18 protein-coding genes are annotated in these 19,871 nt (G+C 41.4%); 13 read left to right on the top strand and 5 right to left on the bottom strand.

All coding sequences use genetic code 11. From position 1 onward, the window contains the following. Window positions 1–110: 110 nt before the first annotated feature. The 3 genes from ACFVS1_RS17985 to ACFVS1_RS17975 all read right to left on the bottom strand — a co-directional run bounded on the left by ACFVS1_RS17985 (window position 111) and on the right by ACFVS1_RS17975 (window position 3,532). Entirely contained in the window at window positions 111–1,268 is a 1,158-nt protein-coding gene (locus ACFVS1_RS17985; RefSeq protein WP_352926460.1) for an endonuclease, read from the bottom strand. A gap of 575 nt (window positions 1,269–1,843) precedes the next feature. Next, window positions 1,844–2,191, bottom strand: a complete 348-nt coding sequence (locus tag ACFVS1_RS17980) for a phage holin family protein (RefSeq protein ID WP_352926458.1) — start codon at window positions 2,189–2,191, stop codon at window positions 1,844–1,846. 450 nt (window positions 2,192–2,641) lie between these two features. After that, window positions 2,642–3,532 carry a TetR/AcrR family transcriptional regulator gene (locus tag ACFVS1_RS17975; RefSeq protein WP_352926456.1) on the bottom strand — a complete coding sequence of 297 codons (891 nt, stop codon included), beginning with the start codon at window positions 3,530–3,532 and terminating at the stop codon, window positions 2,642–2,644. Between the two features lie 614 nt (window positions 3,533–4,146). Here ACFVS1_RS17975 and katA point away from each other — a divergent pair. From katA to ACFVS1_RS17960, 3 genes are all read left to right on the top strand, one after another. Then, complete coding sequence (katA, locus tag ACFVS1_RS17970) at window positions 4,147–5,601, top strand: catalase KatA (RefSeq protein WP_352926454.1); 1,455 nt, start codon at window positions 4,147–4,149, stop codon at window positions 5,599–5,601. A gap of 202 nt (window positions 5,602–5,803) precedes the next feature. After that, window positions 5,804–7,339 (top strand): glycosyltransferase family 2 protein, encoded by a 1,536-nt coding sequence (locus tag ACFVS1_RS17965; protein WP_352926452.1) that lies wholly within the window; start codon window positions 5,804–5,806, stop codon window positions 7,337–7,339. A gap of 79 nt (window positions 7,340–7,418) precedes the next feature. Continuing rightward, entirely contained in the window at window positions 7,419–8,612 is a 1,194-nt protein-coding gene (locus ACFVS1_RS17960; RefSeq protein WP_352926450.1) for a M14 family metallopeptidase, read from the top strand. Window positions 8,613–9,052: 440 nt separating this feature from the next. Here ACFVS1_RS17960 and ACFVS1_RS17955 read toward each other — a convergent pair whose 3' ends face one another. Beyond that, window positions 9,053–9,379, bottom strand: coding sequence for a hypothetical protein (locus ACFVS1_RS17955; protein WP_387549514.1), 327 nt, complete (start codon window positions 9,377–9,379; stop codon window positions 9,053–9,055). A 275-nt stretch (window positions 9,380–9,654) separates the two neighbouring features. Here ACFVS1_RS17955 and purT point away from each other — a divergent pair, with 275 nt between their 5' ends. The 10 genes from purT to rpsN all read left to right on the top strand — a co-directional run bounded on the left by purT (window position 9,655) and on the right by rpsN (window position 18,021). Further along, window positions 9,655–10,812, top strand: coding sequence for a phosphoribosylglycinamide formyltransferase 2 (purT, locus tag ACFVS1_RS17950; RefSeq protein WP_387549512.1), 1,158 nt, complete (start codon window positions 9,655–9,657; stop codon window positions 10,810–10,812). Between the two features lie 677 nt (window positions 10,813–11,489). Then, window positions 11,490–12,857, top strand: coding sequence for an alkaline phosphatase (locus tag ACFVS1_RS17945; RefSeq protein WP_352926441.1), 1,368 nt, complete (start codon window positions 11,490–11,492; stop codon window positions 12,855–12,857). A 22-nt stretch (window positions 12,858–12,879) separates the two neighbouring features. Continuing rightward, a complete protein-coding gene (locus ACFVS1_RS17940) occupies window positions 12,880–13,527 on the top strand; it encodes a DUF4352 domain-containing protein (protein ID WP_352926438.1) in 648 nt (215 codons plus the stop codon). Between the two features lie 103 nt (window positions 13,528–13,630). Beyond that, on the top strand, window positions 13,631–13,783 hold the full coding sequence (locus tag ACFVS1_RS17935; RefSeq protein WP_072272311.1) for a YpzG family protein: 153 nt from the start codon (window positions 13,631–13,633) through the stop codon (window positions 13,781–13,783). 200 nt (window positions 13,784–13,983) lie between these two features. Beyond that, entirely contained in the window at window positions 13,984–14,364 is a 381-nt protein-coding gene (locus tag ACFVS1_RS17930) for a nucleotide excision repair endonuclease (RefSeq protein ID WP_170971597.1), read from the top strand. Window positions 14,365–14,518: 154 nt separating this feature from the next. Then, complete coding sequence (locus ACFVS1_RS17925; protein ID WP_156500230.1) at window positions 14,519–14,689, top strand: hypothetical protein; 171 nt, start codon at window positions 14,519–14,521, stop codon at window positions 14,687–14,689. A 420-nt stretch (window positions 14,690–15,109) separates the two neighbouring features. After that, window positions 15,110–16,303: a GTP-binding protein gene (locus ACFVS1_RS17920; protein ID WP_387549508.1), complete on the top strand. Its 1,194-nt coding sequence runs from the start codon at window positions 15,110–15,112 to the stop codon at window positions 16,301–16,303. Window positions 16,304–16,325: 22 nt separating this feature from the next. Then, a complete protein-coding gene (gene rpmG, locus ACFVS1_RS17915) occupies window positions 16,326–16,475 on the top strand; it encodes a 50S ribosomal protein L33 (protein ID WP_034310390.1) in 150 nt (49 codons plus the stop codon). Between the two features lie 67 nt (window positions 16,476–16,542). After that, complete coding sequence (locus ACFVS1_RS17910; protein WP_387549505.1) at window positions 16,543–17,712, top strand: SidA/IucD/PvdA family monooxygenase; 1,170 nt, start codon at window positions 16,543–16,545, stop codon at window positions 17,710–17,712. A gap of 57 nt (window positions 17,713–17,769) precedes the next feature. After that, window positions 17,770–18,021, top strand: a complete 252-nt coding sequence (gene rpsN, locus ACFVS1_RS17905; RefSeq protein WP_387549503.1) for a 30S ribosomal protein S14 — start codon at window positions 17,770–17,772, stop codon at window positions 18,019–18,021. Window positions 18,022–18,155: 134 nt separating this feature from the next. Here the strand turns inward: rpsN and ACFVS1_RS17900 are convergent, their stop codons facing one another. Then, complete coding sequence (locus tag ACFVS1_RS17900; RefSeq protein WP_387550121.1) at window positions 18,156–19,799, bottom strand: alkaline phosphatase; 1,644 nt, start codon at window positions 19,797–19,799, stop codon at window positions 18,156–18,158. Window positions 19,800–19,871 lie beyond the last annotated feature (72 nt).

Genomic DNA, 19,871 nt, shown 5'->3' with positions numbered 1-19,871 from the left:
CTAATTGGAATGCTATTCAACCAAAATATAATTATGTGATTTTTCAAAAAATTTAGTTATTTAATAGTGTAAAAGCTGCCCCGAAAATAAGGAACAGCTTGTTCGTTTTATCATTGCCAGATGGTGGAGGCCCATTCTGGATGATCTATGAAAGGGTTGCGATTATGCTGATATTCATTGTAAATGATCTCATTCCGGTTACGCTCGAAGGCATCTACTGGGTCCTGTTCATTCCATTCCAGTAAAACAGCCAATTTACCATGATATGGGGCGGTACCATTGTTCACTTGATTATTTAATTCTAAATCGACTTCCCCTGCATCACCCTCGTATCGAACTGCCATATAAAACAGCATCCGGGCGACATCACCTTTGACACTATCGCGAGGTTCCCATGAATCAGAATCATAGTAATTTCCTATTGCTTCGGTATGTTCAGAACCTCCATTATCAAAGTCCAGGTTGTTTCTTGTACTGTTGACAGAGACATCAGTCGGCCGAAGATGGTGCAGATCGGTGCCGGGACCTAAAGTGGTACCAAAATCACCATGTGATTTTGCCCATACATGCTCGCGATTCCAATCATTAACGCCAGATCCATTCATCGTTTTTCCTTGGGAGCGCCCTGTATAAAGAAGAATGACATGATTGGGGTTATTCGGGTCCTCATCGGTTTTCCGTAAAGCGTCCCATACATTTGAATAGGATATTTCCGAATGGTCATCGATGATTTGATGGAGGGCATTCTTAAGCGCCAACCCTGATTTTCCGCTGGCTGAATCATAGTATGAGCCAACCCCTGGTATCTCCGGTTCTGGTGAATCATTCCCTGAAAACATGGCAGATACATCTTTTAAGCCTGGATGGGTGAAATAGGCACTCAGTGTGCCAGTAACGGTGATTTTTTTTCCTTTTAAAGAAGGATTTGTTTTTAAGCCAAATTCAGAGCGGAAGGAGGATGGAATCTGAACATATACCATTTTGGCATTGTTAGTTTCCGATGAGCTTTCTGCCAATGCTATGGCATAGTCATTCGGATAGCCGCTCGTGACGACGGTATTGGCTGAAGTGGGCTGACCCGTCACATAGCCACTGACCGTTTTAACCGTGCTGTCTTGATTCGCAATCGCTTGGGAAATGGAGTAAGGATATGACAAGCTGCCATCGCCAGCCGCGGCTAATGATGGGGGAGTGAAAAAACTGGGAATAAAGAAAGCAAGCACGAGTAAAATGGGCAGGGCCAATCTTGGTTCAGGTTTTGTGAACATGTCATTCCTCCATAAATCGATTCATACCCATTTCGAGAGAAATCGGCATGTATATGTAAAGTTATGGATTTGAGGCGCTTTCTCCTTCTGCATTGTCAAAAATGAGAGAATACAGCTAGTGAAGCTTAGCGGAATTTGGGGATATAGCCCGGGAAATATCGAAGGCTGTTTTGAAAATGAAAAATATATACGAAAAACAATCAGTATCCAACTTACTGATTCAGTTTGTAGAAAAAAGGGGTAAGTCATTTGAAATGAAGGGGATTTTTAACAAAAATACAGGTTCTAAACTTTGGCGATTGACTTCGGAACGCGTATCTTTTACCAAGTCAAAAATAAAAGGAAATTGAATAACTCAACTAAATGATGTTCAGTAACCAATTGGCCCAAGTTATGATTTCTATCTGAATTTTAAAACAAAGTTGATTGGAGCGGGGTGTACGAGGCTCCCGGACCGCCCACGGAAAGCGAGTGCCAATAGAGGAAATCAACGTTCATATTGTATAAACTCAAAAAAACTGTAGAAAAATTCGATTTTTGCATCGAGTTGTCTACAGTCTGAAACCGTCAGTATGCTACTGACGTTTTTTTTTACTCTGTTTTATAAGAAGACTTTGAATGAAACTCAATAACAATGATCCGATTAAAGCTCCCCAAAAAGAATTTATGACAAAGCCACTGACGGCATAGGAAGTGATTTGGAATGTGAAGGCATTGATAATGAAAGAGAACAACCCGAACGTCAGGATGGTGATTGGCAATGTGATAAGCTGGAGAATGGGCCTAACCAGCAAGTTCATGATGGATAATATAAAGACCGCCAGCAACGCTGTTCCGTAAGATTTAATCGTGATGGAGTCGAGAAGCCAGTCAATAACGAGCAATACCAGCCCGTTGATAAGAAAACGCATGATTATGTTCATGAAAAAACTCCTTCTGAAGTCACCTTTACTACAAGTCATTATACTAAAATTCCATGAATTTCAGTTATATGTTTGCAGAATTGTCACAAAAAAAAAGAGGAATACGATATGTATTCACTCAGAGTGAAAAAAGGCCCATTAAAGGGTTTAAAGCAGTTTTTCTTTAAAAACAGTCCAGTTGATTGGAGCAGGTGTTCGAGATCCTGAGGGAAAAACACGTCCAAGGGAGACCCCACATGCTTGCGCCGAGGAGGCTCCTGGACGCCCGCGGAAAGCGAGTGCCTGTAGAGGAAATCAATGTTCTATTTTACTAACTCTTAAAAAGAACGTTTCAGCTAGTTTTCTTCAATCCATTGAGGATTTCATATAACAGTAAAAAACCATTTAGTTTAACTTATTCTTATTGTGGTTTGGAATAAATTCCGAACCCCATTTGTCTTCTTTTTCTATTTAATTGTTCGCAATGATCTTTTCGAATTCACTTAATTCCAATGTGTTTTGCAATTTTGGATTGGTGTTTAAGGAAAGCAGGGCACTTTCAATGAGAAAGGTTCGCGGTTCAACGTTTTGTAATAATTCCTCTTGGATAAAGTGAATCAATTTTAGGTTTTTAACCCGTTCTGCTTCATCATCTTGACATAGCCTTAGGATCTTCTTTTTTAGGTCGTTTGCAGAGTGAAGGAGTGCAGTATGAAAATCCTGCTGTGAATGGAAACACTCTGGCAGCCATTGCTTTATGATGTCGGGTTCCAAAAGTTGTGCATTTGACTGGCTGACATCTTCGAAAATCGATTTAATCCTATCGACGCAATAACGGATAATTTCAGTAGGGTTGAATTCAGGCTCTTTAGCTAAAGCATTAAAATGAATCGTTTGATGCATCATTCCCGAGTAAAGAATGGCACAGTCCAAAATATAGGGTTTTTTATCAGCACCGAAAATGTCCAGAAACCGTTTTGATAGCCAATGGATATGCTGGAATTTAGCATGTGTGATGAAGTTCTTAAGTTCGGAATCATTTGAAATCATTACTTCTTCATATAAGAAAAAGATTTTATTGTTTTTGTTGGAGTGCATTTGTAATTCTGATTGTTTGATGAATATCTCAATATCTGCAAGGTTTTGCCCAATCAGCAATTCATTCCGCTCTTTTTCGAATTTTTCTTGCGAAGTTAGGAAGACTGCCTTAAGCAATTCGCTTTTAGAAGAAAAGTAGTTATAAAATGTTCCTTTTGAAATGCCGCTATAATCTAAAATATCCTGAATGGAAGTTGCTTGATATCCCTTTTCAATAAATAATTGGTGTGCATATTTAACTACCAATTGTTTGCGCTCATTCATATATATCACCCTTACTCTTATTGGACGGTCATTTTAACGTAATAGTATCTTATTTTCTAAACGAACACAAACCGGTATGTTTACATTTGCTCTAGCAAATAAAGGGTGAAGGCTTCTTGTTTCAGTCCATTCATGAAGTGTACTGCTGAAGATAGGATTCACAAAAGCAATGAAAAATTAGTTTCTATGCATTCTTCTATTCACCATGTAAAAAAAGGCAGATGAAGTGAACAAAGTCACAGGAGAACACTTCGGTTTGATATAAGATAAATAGAAGGAGATGGGTGAAGTAGCGCAAAGTATCTATGCATATTCAGCATCATTCTCGATTACTAACCCATTGGTAGGAGAAATGATAAAATCACTTGTCGTGAAGGAATATTGGTTATAAGGGTCGTATACCATTATTAGGAATGTAATTATGGGAATATGCGGTTCCTTCAACGGTTTGCATCATTATGTTTTTCCATATGTTAGGAGTGTTTGAAATCGTAATAGCAATAAAAAAATAATGAATTGATTATTATATTAAAATTATTATAAATAAGTATTGATTTTTTTCTGAGAAGCTTTATCATTATATACATAAATAATAAGGAAAAGGTGGTTCAATAATGACAAATAAGAAAAACCTTACTACAAGCTGGGGAGCGCCAGTTGGGGATAATCAAAACTCGGTCACTGCCGGCGAACGCGGCCCGGTGCTCATTCAAGATGTACACTTATTGGAAAAACTAGCCCACTTCAACCGTGAACGTGTGCCTGAACGTGTAGTTCATGCGAAGGGTGCAGGTGCATTCGGAACTTTCGAAGTAACGAACGACCTTTCTCAGTACACGAAAGCTAAACTTTTCAATGGTGTGGGCAAGAAGACAGATCTATTTATCCGTTTCTCCACTGTTGCAGGTGAATTGGGTTCTGCTGATACAGTCCGTGACCCGCGTGGATTTGCTGTTAAATTCTACACGGAAGAAGGAAACTACGATATCGTCGGTAATAATACGCCTGTATTCTTTATTCGCGATGCGATTAAATTCCCCGACTTCATCCATACACAAAAAAGAGATCCTAGAACTCATTTGAAAAACCCTACGGCAGTATGGGATTTCTGGTCACATTCACCGGAATCTCTTCACCAAGTGACGATCCTGATGTCCGACCGGGGCATTCCTGCTACACTCCGTCATACACATGGTTTCGGAAGCCACACATTTAAATGGGTGAATGCTGAAGGAAAAGGCGTTTGGGTGAAATACCACTTCAAAACAGAGCAGGGCATCAAAAACCTTGATGTGGATCTAGCAGCAAAACTAGCGGGTGAAAACCCTGATTACCATACGGAAGATCTTTTCAATGCTATTGAAAAAGGGGACTTCCCTGCATGGAAATTGTATGTTCAGATCATGCCTCTGGAAGATGCGGATACATACCGTTTCGATCCATTCGATGTGACGAAGGTATGGTCTCAAAAAGATTATCCGCTGATCGAGCTTGGTCGTATGGTATTGAACAGAAATCCTGAAAACTACTTTGCAGAAGTGGAGCAAGCCACGTTCTCACCGGGAACATTCGTACCGGGAATTGAAGCTTCCCCAGACAAGATGCTTCAAGGACGCCTATTCGCTTATGGAGATGCACACCGTTACCGTGTGGGCTCGAATCATAACCAGCTTCCGGTTAACCGTCCGAAAGTGGAAGCGAATAACTATCAGCGTGATGGCTTCATGCGTGCAGATGACAATGGCAAGGGATCTGTTTATTATGAGCCGAATAGTTTTGGAGGCCCTGCCGAATCAACGGAAAATAAAGTCACTCCTTTCGAGGTGACTGGGCAAGCTGCACAAGTCGGTCATAATAGTGATGATCACTACACCCAAGCAGGTGACTTATACCGTCTATTAAGTGCCGAAGAGAAAACTCGCCTTGTTGACACGATCGTGGGCGCAATGAAACCTGTGGAATTAGAAGAAATCAAGCTTCGTCAAATCGGCCATTTTTACAAAGCCGATCCGGAATATGGAACGCGCATAGCCGAAGGTTTAGGTTTATCTGTACCGCAAGAAGTGTAAAATATAGGACTACCAATCTAGTAAATGCAAACAGGCATCCATTCATGAATGGATGCCTGTTTTGTTTTGTTTATGGAGGGCTCCGTTATATAAGTGGCACCCGACAAGTTCGGTAAGAATATATAGTTATAAATGTTTGTAAGGAAGTCAGGCTGTCAGATTAATTGGGGGCCAGTTACTTAAATTATAAAGGGTGGAATTTATGACTAGTAAAAAGAATCGGGTGTTAGTAGGCAGTCCAATTTACCAGAAACCAGATATTTTACAAAAGTTCCTGCTCTCACTTAAAAGGTTGGATGTGGAGGGACTGGAGCTTGGCATTATCTTCATTGATGACAATGAAGATGAGCGATCAAGCAAAATGCTAGAGGATTTCGGTCAGGAGCGGAACAATGTCAAGATACTGGCATCCAATCAAAGCGATGTATATGTGTGTAATGGCATTACCCATTACTGGAATGAGAATCTAGTATGGAAGGTCGCTGATTTCAAAAATATGATGATCGAACACGCGATTAAGGAAGACTATGATTATTTATTTCTAATCGACTCGGACCTCCTGCTATACCCTTTGACCATCAAGCAGCTTATTTCTGCCAAAAAGGATATCATCTCTAATATTTTCTGGACAAAATGGCAGCCTGATGCCCAAGAACGGCCCCAAGTATGGTTATACGATGAATACACCCAATGGGAGATATCACGCGGTCAAGAGTTGGCGGACTCGGAGATCACCACACGTTATCAGTCGTACATCCAACAGATGAGAACACCTGGTGTTCATAAAGTTGGGGGCCTGGGTGCCTGTACACTCATCAGCCAAAAAGCGTTGAAAGCAGGTGTGAATTTTAAAATGATTGAGAATCTATCATTTTGGGGTGAAGACCGGCATTTTTGCATCCGTGCGGCAGCTTTAGGGTTTTCCCTGTATGTTGATACCCACTTGCCCGCTTATCATATATACAGGGATTCGGACCTGGATGGTGCGATGGAATTCCTTGATCGGACGGATAAAAGGGGGGCTTCACCTTCAGGGGCATCCCGACCCAAATTAACGCTGAGCATGGTCATCAAAAATGAAAGTGACCGTTATCTAAGGAAGGTTTTAGAGGAAATTCGTGATTATATTGATGAAGCCGTGATTATTGATGATGGAAGCACGGACGATTCCGCAGAGGTTTGTTTAGAGGTATTGAAGGGGATATCGGTGCGTATCATCAGGAATGATCTCTCCAAGTTCTCCAATGAAATAGAACTGCGTAAACAACAATGGTCGGAGACGGTGAAGTCAAATCCCGAGTGGATTTTAAATCTTGACGCTGATGAAATGTTTGAAAAAAGATTCAAAGAGGTAGTCAGGCAGCTGATAAGTGATCAAGAAGTGGATGTATATTGCTTCCGATTATATGACTTTTGGAATGAAACCCATTACAGGGAGGATGAACACTGGTGCGCTCACCGGTATTACCGGCCGTTCCTGGTCAGGTATCGGGAGGGGTTTGAATGCAAATGGAACGATAGGCCGCAGCATTGTGGGAGATTTGCAGAAAATGTCTTTGAATTGCCTCACAAGTTATCCGACATTCGCTTAAAGCATCTGGGCTGGGTCAAAGAAGAAGATCGGATGGCGAAATTCAAAAGATATCAGGAATTAGACCCTGAGGGGACATATGGAAGTAGTGAGCAATATGTAAGCATTCTGGATGATGCCCCCAATTTGGTTCGTTTTGAGGAGTGACTTTTCTATTGGTGAGGGTGCGTTGCGTTGGCAATAATTAAATCGAATCAGCATACATTTGGTTAAGAGGAGGTGCAGTATGGACGTTTTTGTGCGGCAAAATGATTCCTTGTGGTATTATAGCCAATTATTCAAGGTGAATTACCAACTTATTATTGATTCCAATAGTGGGATTGATCCACTTGCACTTATGATTGGCCAACAAATCAAAATTCCTGGCTTTACGACGACCAGTTATCATATTAAACAAGGTGATTCGTTATGGGCAATTGCCAGGTCACGTCATCTTACTTTGGATACGCTATTATTGGTTAATCCCAATCTCAACCCGAATGCCCTGCAAGTTGGTCAGACAATTTCTGTGCCATTAAGAATTACATGGAGGCTAATTCAAGGAAACAGGGAATATGATTATGAGACGATGATGACCGATGTAAGACGTTTGAAAACGATCTATCCATTTATTAAAACCGCCCCGATCGGTGACTCTGTGCTTAAAAGGGATATCCCTGAAGTGCAGATTGGAAATGGTAACAAACGAGTTCACTATAATGGTTCCTTTCATGCGAATGAGTGGATAACCACGCCTGTGATCATGACCTTTTTAAATGATTATTTACTTGCAATCACGAATCAGGCTGACATCCGCGGTCTATCCCTGTTTCCCTTTTATCAACAGACGATGCTGTCGATCGTCCCAATGGTGAATCCGGACGGAGTGGAGTTGGTTCTGAAAGGCCCGCCTGCAGATGAGTCATTGAGACGACGACTCGTGGAATGGAATAATGGAAGCGAAGACTTCTCAAGCTGGAAAGCAAATATTAACGGGGTGGATCTGAATGATCAATTTCCCGCCAAATGGGAACTGGAAAAAGAACGCAATAATGTAACGGAGCCAGGTCCGGCAAATTATTCCGGTGAAGGGCCGCTTACACAGCCAGAAGCCATTGCAATGTCAGAGTTGACAAGAAAACGTGATTTTGGCAAAGTCCTTGCATTCCATACCCAAGGAGAGGTCATTTATTGGGGGTTTGAAGGTTTGGAACCGCCTGAGTCGGAAACGATAGTCAATGAGTTTGCGAGGGTCAGTGGATATGAGCCTGTCAAATCCGCCAATAGTTACGCAGGGTATAAGGATTGGTTCATTCAGGATTGGCGCAGGCCGGGGTTTACCGTGGAGCTGGGCAAAGGAACGAATCCCCTCCCTATATCACAGTTCGATGAGATTTATCAGAAGTCGCTTGGGATTTTCTTGGCAGGATTATATATGTGAATTTTGTCCAAATGAAAAAGCTCAACTCCGTTACCATGGGGAAGAGCTTTTTAGTCTTATAAACTATTAGATCTGAAACGATGAGGGCTGCTGCAAAAAATAAGTAAAGTTATGCTTTACTTATCGATTGCATGATTAACTCGCTTTTTAGCCTAAAATTAACGGACATTCTCCATGCCCCAGTAATATTGCAGCCCTTGCCAAAAGGAATTCTAATAGTTTTGCGGAAAAGAAGATTAACTCCTTAGCGCTAGTATTGGCCCCACCTACGCCATATACTTTGACGGCCACGCATGCCATCCAACCTAATTTCATTATAATAGAAAGCGCTTACATTTTCAAAAATAATCGTATTGCAAATTTCGACATTCGTATAAGTGTCCCTTACCAGTAGGAGGAGAATGGGCCATAATACTGATAAGGGCCTTATAAGATTCAGGTTAATCTGCAATGAATTCCTGCAACTTTTGCTTTAGGCCACCATTGCCGAATTTAATGAACTTTGTTTTTCCGGCTTCTTGTTCAGGGGTAGAAGCGAAATCCAAAAAGGCTAAAAGGTTGATCCGGCGGTGAAGAATATGGACAATGCCATATTCATAGAACCAATGATCGATTGTGTTGTAAACCCCTCTGTTCAGTCGATATTGCTGTTGGCGCCAATGGAAAAATATTCTGTCCGGCAGATTAAGGTACTCCATATTTTCTAAGCCCCCATTTTGCTTCTCATTCATGATAAGGGAAATAATCCGTAGTGATCCCTTTTGCATCGTGTAATCCTCCCTCAATGATAAAAACGAAAAACCCCCTATCCTTGTTGAATAGAGAGCCTCCAGTGAACTAGTCAGCTTATATATTTCCCTTATATAAAAGCAGCATGAAAAATATTAATCCAATTTGTCAAGTTGGTATTAAGAATACTTAAAATATATATGTTTATTTTATATTTTCTGAGTGAAATGATTGAAAATACGAATAAATATTTATGTTTATTCGTTTATAGTTCGTATATAATGTTTTTGAGGAATTAAGGAGGAGAGACTGAATGTATAAATCAAAAAAGATTTTATTATTGGGCTCAGGTGAATTGGGGAAAGAGGTCATACTTGAAGCACAGCGGCTTGGTGTGGAGACCGTTGCTGTAGACCGCTATGAACATGCCCCTGCCATGCAAGTCGCTCATCGCAGTTATGTGATCGATATGCTTGATGCGGAACAACTAAGAGGAGTTGTAGAGAAAGAACAACCCGATTTGATTGTGCCGGAAATCGAAGCCATCGCTACTTCCGAATTAGTCAAGTTGGAAGAGGAAGGCTTCCATGTCATTCCAACGGCAAGGGCGGCTAAATTGACTATGGATCGTGAAGGAATCAGGAGGTTGGCTTCTGAAACTCTGGAGATTCCGACCGCAGCCTACAAATTCGCCGATACATATGAAGAATTTGTCCAAGCTGCCAAGGAAGTTGGCTTTCCGAATGTCGTCAAACCGCTGATGAGTTCTTCAGGTAAAGGACAAAGTGTGTGCCGCACGGAAAGTGACCTGGAGGATTGCTGGAAAATCGCGATGGAAGGCGGCCGGGTTCAAAATGGACGGGTGATCATTGAAGAATTTATCCGTTTTGATTCGGAAATCACGCTGCTTACTGTCCGGGCTGTAAATGGTACCATGTTTTGTGCTCCCATCGGTCATATCCAGCAGGGCGGTGATTATATTGAATCCTGGCAGCCGCATAGTATGACAGAAACGCAAATAATGGAAGCGAAAAAAATCGCCCGTTCCATTACAGATGAACTTGGTGGGTACGGATTATTCGGGGTTGAGCTTTTCCTCTCAGGGGAAAAAGTCTATTTCAGTGAAGTTTCCCCACGTCCGCATGATACGGGGCTAGTGACATTAGTGACTCAAAATTTGTCTGAGTTTGCCCTTCATATTCGGGCAATTCTAGGGTTCCCCATTCCGGAAATCAAGCTGATCAGCCCAGGTGCCAGCCGGCCATTAAAAGCTCAAGAAGAGTTATCGGAATATTCAATAGTCGGTGTTGAAAAGGCTTTGGCTTTACCTAATACACAGGTGCGTCTTTTCGGAAAACCTGTTACAAAGGCAGGCAGAAGGGTGGCAGTCGCCTTGTCATCTGCCAATTCAATCGAGGTGGCGAGAGTCAATGCGGCCCGTGCTTTGGAATGTTTAGTTGTAGAGAAATAATAGTGAAAAAAGCGCTCTTTAAATGGAGAGCTTCAGTTTGTCGACAAAAGGGGGCGGAAAGGGAGCGGATTTCTTTAATCAAACGTTTGATTACTACTCCAGGCACTCGCTTTCCGCCCTAAAGAAAAATTGTAGGCTGGTCTCATCCCGAACTGTTTAAGACTAGTTTATTCCATGGTTTTTTAATGTTTTATAAAACTTCTATTGAATTGAAGAAATTTGTGACACTTCTGGCGAATAGCTAGCCAGCCGAGACTCCAAACGCGCTTGATTTGATGAGGGTTGGCAGACAGCCGCCGGAAAGGGAGCGGATTTCTGGAAAACTGTAGGGATAGAATTTGTTTGAAGTCTGGCTCTGAAGCATCCTGATAGGGTGCTTTATTTTCTTTTATCCAATTTTTTAGCACTTTCAAATTACCCTGATTTGATGAAGTTAAATGAAAGATCACTTATCCACGCTGGTGTTTACTCCGCTAAACCCTGTAACATGCCCCCAATACTGATGATTTTCCTGAATAACCAACAACTTCATGAAAGTGCATATAATTTTGTAACATTGCTGCCTTTACCTTGTCTTAACAATTATCCTGCTGCTTTTTTACATAGCCTTGACAATGAGTTCATGTTCTTCACCTATAGTTAAATTAAATAGAAAAGATTAACGGGAGGTCATTCATTTGAATCGCACATGGAGTAAAAAGGTGTTACCGATTACACTTGTTTCGGCATTAGCATTTGGAAGTTTATCATGGTCCGCTGCGGATCATGTTTCGGCAAAGGGTAACCAAAAAAAAGAACCGGAAATTAAGAACGTGATTTTCCTGATCGGTGACGGCATGGGTGTTTCCTATACCTCCGCTTACCGGTATTTAAAAGATAATCCTGGTACGAAGGTGGCAGAACGGACAGAGTTTGATAAATACTTGGTTGGCCAGCAAATGACTTACCCAGAAGACTCTGCACAAAATATAACGGATTCAGCATCAGCCGCAACGGCAATGTCTGCCGGAGTGAAGACTTATAACGCTGCCATTGCAGTGGATAATGATAAATCCGAAGTCAAAACGGTATTGGAAGCAGCAAAGGAAAAAGGAAAAGCGACGGGATTGGTTGCCACTTCGGAAATCACTCATGCTACACCTGCATCTTTTGGCGCCCATGATGAAAATCGGAAAAACATGAATTCAATCGCAGACGATTATTATAATGACTTAATCAAGGGCAAACATAAAATTGACGTCCTATTGGGCGGTGGGAAATCCAATTTTGTCCGTCCTGATGTCAATTTGGCGAATGCCTTCGAAAAAGACGGTTACAGTTATGTGACGGATAAAAATCAAATGCTTAAGGACAAAAATGAACAGGTCCTTGGTTTATTCGCTTCTGAAGGACTCCCGAAAATGATTGACCGCCCAAGTGAAACGCCTTCTTTGGCAGACATGACAAGTTCGGCGATCCAGCGCTTGAATAAAGATAAAGATGGATTCTTCCTTATGGTCGAGGGAAGCCAGGTCGATTGGGCCGGACATGATAATGATATCGTAGGTGCAATGAGTGAAATGGAAGACTTTGAAAAAGCATACAAGTCAGCCATGGAATTCGCGAAGAAAGACAAACATACCTTAGTGGTGGCTACTGCGGATCACTCTACAGGAGGATTCTCGATCGGAGCAAAAGGAATATATAACTGGTACGGTGAACCAATCAAGGCAGCCAAACGCACCCCTGACTTCATGGCGGATGCCATCGTCAAAGGAGCCGATGTTGAAAAGACGTTAAAGCAATATATTAACCAAAATGAAGTGAAGCTAACGGATGATGAAATCAAAACGGTAACAGAAGCCGCCAAATCAAAAAATGTGACGAAAGTCGATAATGCCATCGAAGCTATATTTGATAATCGGACCAATACTGCCTGGACTACCGGAGGACATACGGGTGAAGATGTTCCGGTCTACGCATACGGCCCATATAAAGAACGTTTTGCCGGGCAGGTCGATAACACGGATCAGGCCAAAATCATCTTTGACCTATTAAAGAAGTAATAACACTTCAGGGAGGGATTCAATGAACAGACTGATGATTGGTGCCTTGTTATTAACCGCTTTTGGCGCTCTTAATACCCAACCAGCTTACGAAGAAGAAACGACGGCTAAAGATAAAACAGAGGAAATTGCACGACCACTGGAAAAAAAGGATGTCTATGTTCCGAATCCACAGCTTCCTGATGATGTAAACTTGAACCAGATCGGTCAGAATGTTTCTGATGCCAAAGGCGAATTAACTTTGAAGGCCTATAAAAAAGTGAATGAAACGCTGAATGTTGGCCCGATCGAGGTTAAAGTCAAAGAAATGAAAGTGATGCATGCTACTCCGGATTACAGCATGATTGATTTCTTCCACGGCTATACGCATGATGAAGATTTCGATATCGTAAAAGTGAACGTGGAAATCAAAAACAATACCGATAAAAAAATTAAGTTTTCCCCAGTTGCTTTCCTTGAAACGGACAGAGGAGAACATCTGACATGGGAAGATGAGATCTACTTGGAAGAACTTACTGGTGAAATAGAAGGAAACGGTTCAAAAAGCGGAAACATTGGTTTCATTCTAAATGATGGAGACATAAAGGGCATATCCCTCATGACAAGTGATGCGGTAAATGAAGAAGGGGAAGTCCTTGCAAAAGGCAAGTTAGCTGAATTCGCTTTTTAAGGAAATGGCGTATGAATCTTTATAAAAATCAAATACTAGAACAAGTGATGGTAATACTATCACCGAACGGAATATCCAAATCCTAATGATGAGGTGACACAGAATGAGCTATAAAGATCAATTAGATCCACATTCTCAAAAGTTTCACCATAATTGGACAAGACCTAAGCGTTCAAAATCTCAAGTTAATGGCCATACGCAAGAATCGCAAACAAACATTATACTAAGAAGCAATGCAAAGGCTCACAGGTGGTAACGGATATTCCCGACAAAGAAGGAGACTCTTAGCGAGTCTTCTTCTTTATATTAAATATAATTCATCTAAACAAATCAAGGCATACATGGCTTTTCATTCATAATTATGATAACATTTACCTTTAAGATTGAAGTGATTAGCGTGAAACCGGAGTTTTTGATTCCGATTGAAGTTTCACCTTATACAAATAGAGGACGTGAATTGTAATGATTAAAATTGAAATCCCTGCAGCGGATATAAGCATCAAACAAAGAAAGCAAGTTATAGAAGGAGACGAACCTGTCATTCCTGAAATTTACGGGTTTATCGATTTTCATTTGATTCCCCGTGATAAAGGCGGCATCATCTTGTTTTACAATGAAAACGATGAGCTGATTTTTGTCGGGAAAGCTCGTAAATTAAGACCAAGGGTCAAGAAGCATTTCGAGGATAATGTTTCTCCGATTAAAGATCATCGTAATGAAGTCAAGAAAATTGACATTCTTATAGTTGAAGACGCTATGGAACGTGAAATCTATGAAACGTACATGATCAATAAACTTCATGCCAAATACAACGTCGACAAAGTGTTTTATAAATAAGAAACACCTATGAAAAGCTGACTGCATATGCATTCAGCTTTTTTGTGTTTACATTTGTACAAAAATAATTTCGTACATTTACAGCAGCTACATGTGAGGTTAACAATGTTGGTTTATATTTAGAGTATTCCAATACATTCTCAGGAGGAAGCTATTGAAGAAAATACTTTGTAAAAAGGTGTTAGTTATCTCGATCGGGACAGTGATTGCTTTTGGGAATTTAACGTGGTCCATGTCACAAGCTTCTAAACTGGCGAAACAGAGAGAAATTGAAACTTTTGAACAAAAGACAGTAACATCTTCAGGATGGGAAATGGCGGAATAAGCACAATAGCCAATAATTTTTTTCTCGATTGGCAACATAGAAAAAGAAAAATGAATTGGATTTTGAAACGTTGTTGATGAACAGCAGCTTGTCAAAAGTACATTTAATGATAAAACTCAATGGAGGTTCATTACACATGATGTTATGTGGAGTGGGCTTCCATTTAATTTTTATTTTCATTTCATGAAGAATGTCAGCACCTTTCATTTATCCTTGATTGCCCATGAGCAGTATTGGAGCAATCGTGATTACATTTGTTCAGAAAAAGTATTTGGGGGCATTTTCGAAAAAAACTTGCAAATAGTAATGATTACGTTTTATTATTAAGGGGTGTTTTTGCATGAGTGATAGCTTCGGTACATAAATCGTAATGATTTCGATTTATGTACAGCAAAGAAATCAGGTAAAGGAGTGGGATGGATGGAGATGAAGAAAATTCCGGTTACGGTATTGAGTGGATACCTTGGTGCGGGAAAGACGACACTTTTGAATCATATTCTTGAAAATCGGAATGACCTGAAGGTTGCCGTCATCGTTAATGATATGAGTGAAATCAATATTGATGCTTCGCTGGTGAAACAGGGAGGGTTTACCCGGACAGATGAAAAACTGGTGGAAATGCAGAACGGCTGCATTTGCTGTACGCTTCGTGAGGATTTGATGATTGAAGTGGAGAAATTGGCGAAACAAGGGAACATTGATTACATCGTGATTGAATCGACTGGGATAAGCGAACCGGTACCTGTAGCCCAGACCTTCACCTATGTTGATGAAAGCATGGGAATTGATTTATCGGAATATTGCCGGCTTGATACGATGGTCACCGTTGTTGATGGGTATAACTTTTGGAAAGACTTCACTTCCGGAGAAACACTTATTGACAGGATGCAGGCAACTGATGCTGCCGATGGCAGGGAAGTGGTCGACCTACTAATAGATCAGATAGAGTTTGCCAATGTCATCTTGTTAAATAAAATCGATTTAATGGATGCTGATGCCGTTGAGGAATTAAAGGCGGTTTTTCATAAAATGAATGCGGATGCGAGGATCATCGAAACGAATCATTCCAAGGTGCCGCTAAAGGATGTATTGAACACACAGTTATTTGATTTTGAAGCGGCAAGCCAAGGAGCGGGCTGGATAAAGGAATTGAATGAAGAGCATATCCCGGAGACCCTGGAGTACGGGATTTCATCCTTCGTTTACAGAAGGCAAATACCGTTTCATCCCGAACGGCTGATGGATTGGTTAGAAAACTGGCCCGTACAAGTGGTGAGGGCAAAGGGGTTCCTTTGGCTGTCATCGAGAAATGATATGGCAGGCTTGCTTTCACAGGCAGGACCGTCCTTAACATTACAAGCCGCCGGTAAATGGATCGCAGCATACCCTGTGGACGAACAACGCCAAATTTTAAAGGAAGCACCTGAATTATTGGAACGGTGGAATGCAGTATATGGTGACAGGATGACGGAGCTTGTGATGATTGGCATTCAAATGAATCAACAGGAAATCGAAAGTGAATTAGATCAATGCTTATTGACGGAAATGGAGATGCAGCAGGATTGGTCTCTTTATGAAGATCGATTGCCTGCATTTACGGAAAGCGTTCAATAAAAACTTTAGGAGGATAATGAAAATGAGAGTAAACATTACGTTAGCATGCACAGAATCAGGGGACCGCAATTATATCACGACGAAAAACAAGCGGAATAACCCGGACAGGATCGAATTGAAGAAGTACTGCCCGCGATTAAAGAAACACACGCTTCACCGTGAAACGAAGTAATTTTTTAGGTTTAAATCGTAATGATTATGTTTTATTGAAGAGGATGGATATAAAAGGAGGGAAGTTCATGTTGGAATGGATCATTATTGGCGGAGGCATTCAAGGTATGACGATGGCAGCATTTTTACTTAAGTCAGGAAAAACGACAGTGGACAAGCTGGCGATTGTTGATAGAAATGAAGAACCATTGGCAAGATGGAAGCATTGTACGGAAGTCATTTCAATGCCTTATTTACGTTCTCCATCCGTACACCATCTGGATGTGAATCCATTCAGCCTGCAGAAATATGTGGAAAAGGCAGACTGGAACAATAACTTTTACGGCCACTATAAGCGGCCGTCCCTAAAATCCTTCAATGAACATAGTGTTCATTTGGCTGATGATCTATCCATTAAGAAGGCATGGGTGCAAGGGGAGGTCACCTCTGCCTGCAAAACGGGACAGGGCTGGAAAATCCAATTGCAAAACAAACGACGGCTTTTAGGACAAAAACTTGTGATTTCAATTGGTATTGGTGAACAGCCTTCTTGGCCTGAATGGGCACGGCAATTCAAACAAGAGCATGGGGGTCCCATTTACCACATATTCGATGAAAATATTCCGGAGCTGACACAATTACAAGGACCCATCACGATCATTGGGGGAGGCATATCTTCTGTCCATCTTGCTTTAAAGCTAAGTAAAAGCTATCCCAATGACGTAACGCTACTAAAGCGGCATCCATATAGGATTCATGATTTCGACAGTGATCCTGGTTGGTTAGGGCCGAAAAAACAGCGCCCTTTCCATGCTATAACTAGCTATCAAAAAAGACGCGAGACCATTATCCAGGCCCGTAATAAGGGATCCATCCCACCTGACTTACATAGAGCGCTGATGAATCAGGTTAAACAGGGATTATTGCGTGTCATGGATGTTGAGGTGATAAGCGCTGTGTGGAGGGACGGCCATATCAGCCTCAGGGATAAAAATGAAAAGGTCATTCAACAAACGGGGACGATCCTATTAGCGACCGGCTTTAAGTCATCAATGCCAGGGAAGGATTGGCTGACGCCAGTCATACGGTCGCATGATTTACGCTGCGCGGGATGTGGTTATCCAATTGTATCGCAGTCGTTGCAGTGGGGACCTGGTTTATATGTCACGGGTGCATTGGCTGAACTTGAAATGGGACCGATATCCAGGAATATATCGGGAGCAAGACAGGCAGCGGAGCGAATTGTGAATAGTTTATAGATTTTCATAAATTTAAGGTCTTAAAAAAGGAGAATTGAAATGGCGAAAAAATCCTAGGTGATAAAAGCGCAAAAACAGCTGGCAATGGTCGAAAAGTATGCAGAACTAAGAAAGGAATTGAAGGAGAAAGGGGATTATGCCGCATTGGCCAAACTCCCGCGTGATTCCTCGCCGACAAGGGTCAGCAATCGCTGTGGCGTAACGGGGAGGCCCCGTGGATATATGCGCAAATTCAACATGTCACGTATCATTTTTAGGGAACTTGCTCATAAAGGGCAACTGCCGGGTGTCAAAAAGTCAAGCTGGTGAAGCGGGGAGAAGGAAGGTGATTTAATGTCTTTCTTTCATTCACTTTTTTTTTGAAAAGGATCAAGAACTAAATCTTGAGAAAAGGAGCCCTTGTTAAAAACAAGGGCTCCTACATCGTTATAAAGAAGTGTTGCTTACTTGACTGCCTTTAATGCTTGTTCAGATATATAGAAGTCTTTTCCGTTGTAAACGGTGATGGCATTTATTTCCTTTTGTTTAGTGGATTTAGGAGTCTTGCTAATAACGATATTCTTATTTGCAGGCAACTCCACTTTTTGCTGCCCCTTTTTCGCTACGAAAACTGGGTTATTCGGGTCTGTCACATCAATACGGGTAGAATATCCTTTTTTCTCAAAGGAATCTTTAGCATTCATGTATAGTTTGTTCGATAATTTTTGTAAATCAAAGCCCATGAATTCGGCCATTTTTTTAGCGAGGTCTGTATTCTCCACTAATCCAGTAGGTTTTGAAGGGCCATAAGAATACAGGAATACGTCTTCTCCTGTATGACCTCCTGTTGTAAAGCCAATGTTTGCACGGTTAGCAAGCAGCTTTGTCATTTCAGTACCTAGGTTTTTAGAAGAGGTAAGTTTTGCTGTTTCTTCAGAAGTCAGATCATCAAGTCCATAAAGTGCTGCAACTTCTTTTAGATTGGAATGATCGGGTTTTAACTTACTTAAAGCTCCTTCAACCGTCATCTTCGCTTTCTTTAAAGGATCGATATAGGCTGATACGGGTGTTTCCGGGTAGGAGGAGTTCGTGTTTACGTTACCCATTGTAATTCCGCTGTTCCCATGGTCCGTTACAGCAATGACCATCGTGTTTCCGTCATTTTTTGCAAACTTAAGGGCTTCGTTCACGGCATCATCAAAAGCTAAAGTATCACTAATCATTCCAATCGTGTCGTTTCCGTGAGCAGCCCAGTCAATCTTGCTTCCTTCGACAAATAAGAAGAAGCCATCTTTATCTTTTTTCAAGGTTTTAAGGGCTTTATTGGTCATTTCGGCTAAAGTGGGCTCACTTGGCTTTGTTGTTTCACGGTCTAAATCATATGCTAGGGCACTTGGTGCAAAGCTTCCCCAAATTTTATTCGATTTAGAGTTTAACAGCTCGTCACGGGTTTCAACAAAATCATATTTTTCTTCATCAAGCACTTCCAAAAGGTTTTCTCCATCATTTCTTGCATTTTTTGTTTTACCTGGTAAAAGGGATTCTTTGCCCCCTCCCAAAACAACGTCAATCCCCTGATAAACCTGCTGTTCCGCAATATCACCATAATTGCTTCGATGTGTCACGTGAGCGGAGAAGCCTGCGGGTGTGGCATGCTGGATTTCAGATGTAGAAATGATGCCAGTAGCCTTTCCGGCTTGTTTCGCACCCTCCAAAACGTTAGCGACTGGTTTATGGGCATTTTTCGGATTAACCGGATCGAGCCCTGGAGAATTAACGATGGTTGGCAGGACACCGACAAATTTATCATTGGATTTATTTCCTGTCGCAAGCGCTGTTGCTGCAGGAGCTGAGTCTGTAATGGCCGATTCAGCAGAATATGTACGCATACCGCCAGACAGCATTTCGTCCATCGCTAGATTATCGCCTTTATACCACCTTGAAAGGGTTGTGGCTCCTGTGCTTGTCCCATCCATCACCATCATGATGACGTTTGTTGGTTCTTTTTTCTTGTCTTTTGCCTGAACATCTTCCTTTATCGTTGAAATACCCAGTGATGAAATGGCTACCGCGCCCGCTAACGTAATACCTGCTACCTTTTTGCTCATTTTCCCCAAAATGCATACCTCCAAAAATATTATTACTTTTAGGATAAATGCAGTATATTAAGAAATTACTTC

This window comes from Peribacillus sp. NPDC058075 (assembly GCF_042885195.1).
Lineage (GTDB): Bacteria > Bacillota > Bacilli > Bacillales > DSM-1321 > Peribacillus.
The sequence above is the reverse complement of the archived record's forward strand: the minus strand, read 5'-3'. Positions and strand labels throughout refer to the sequence as shown.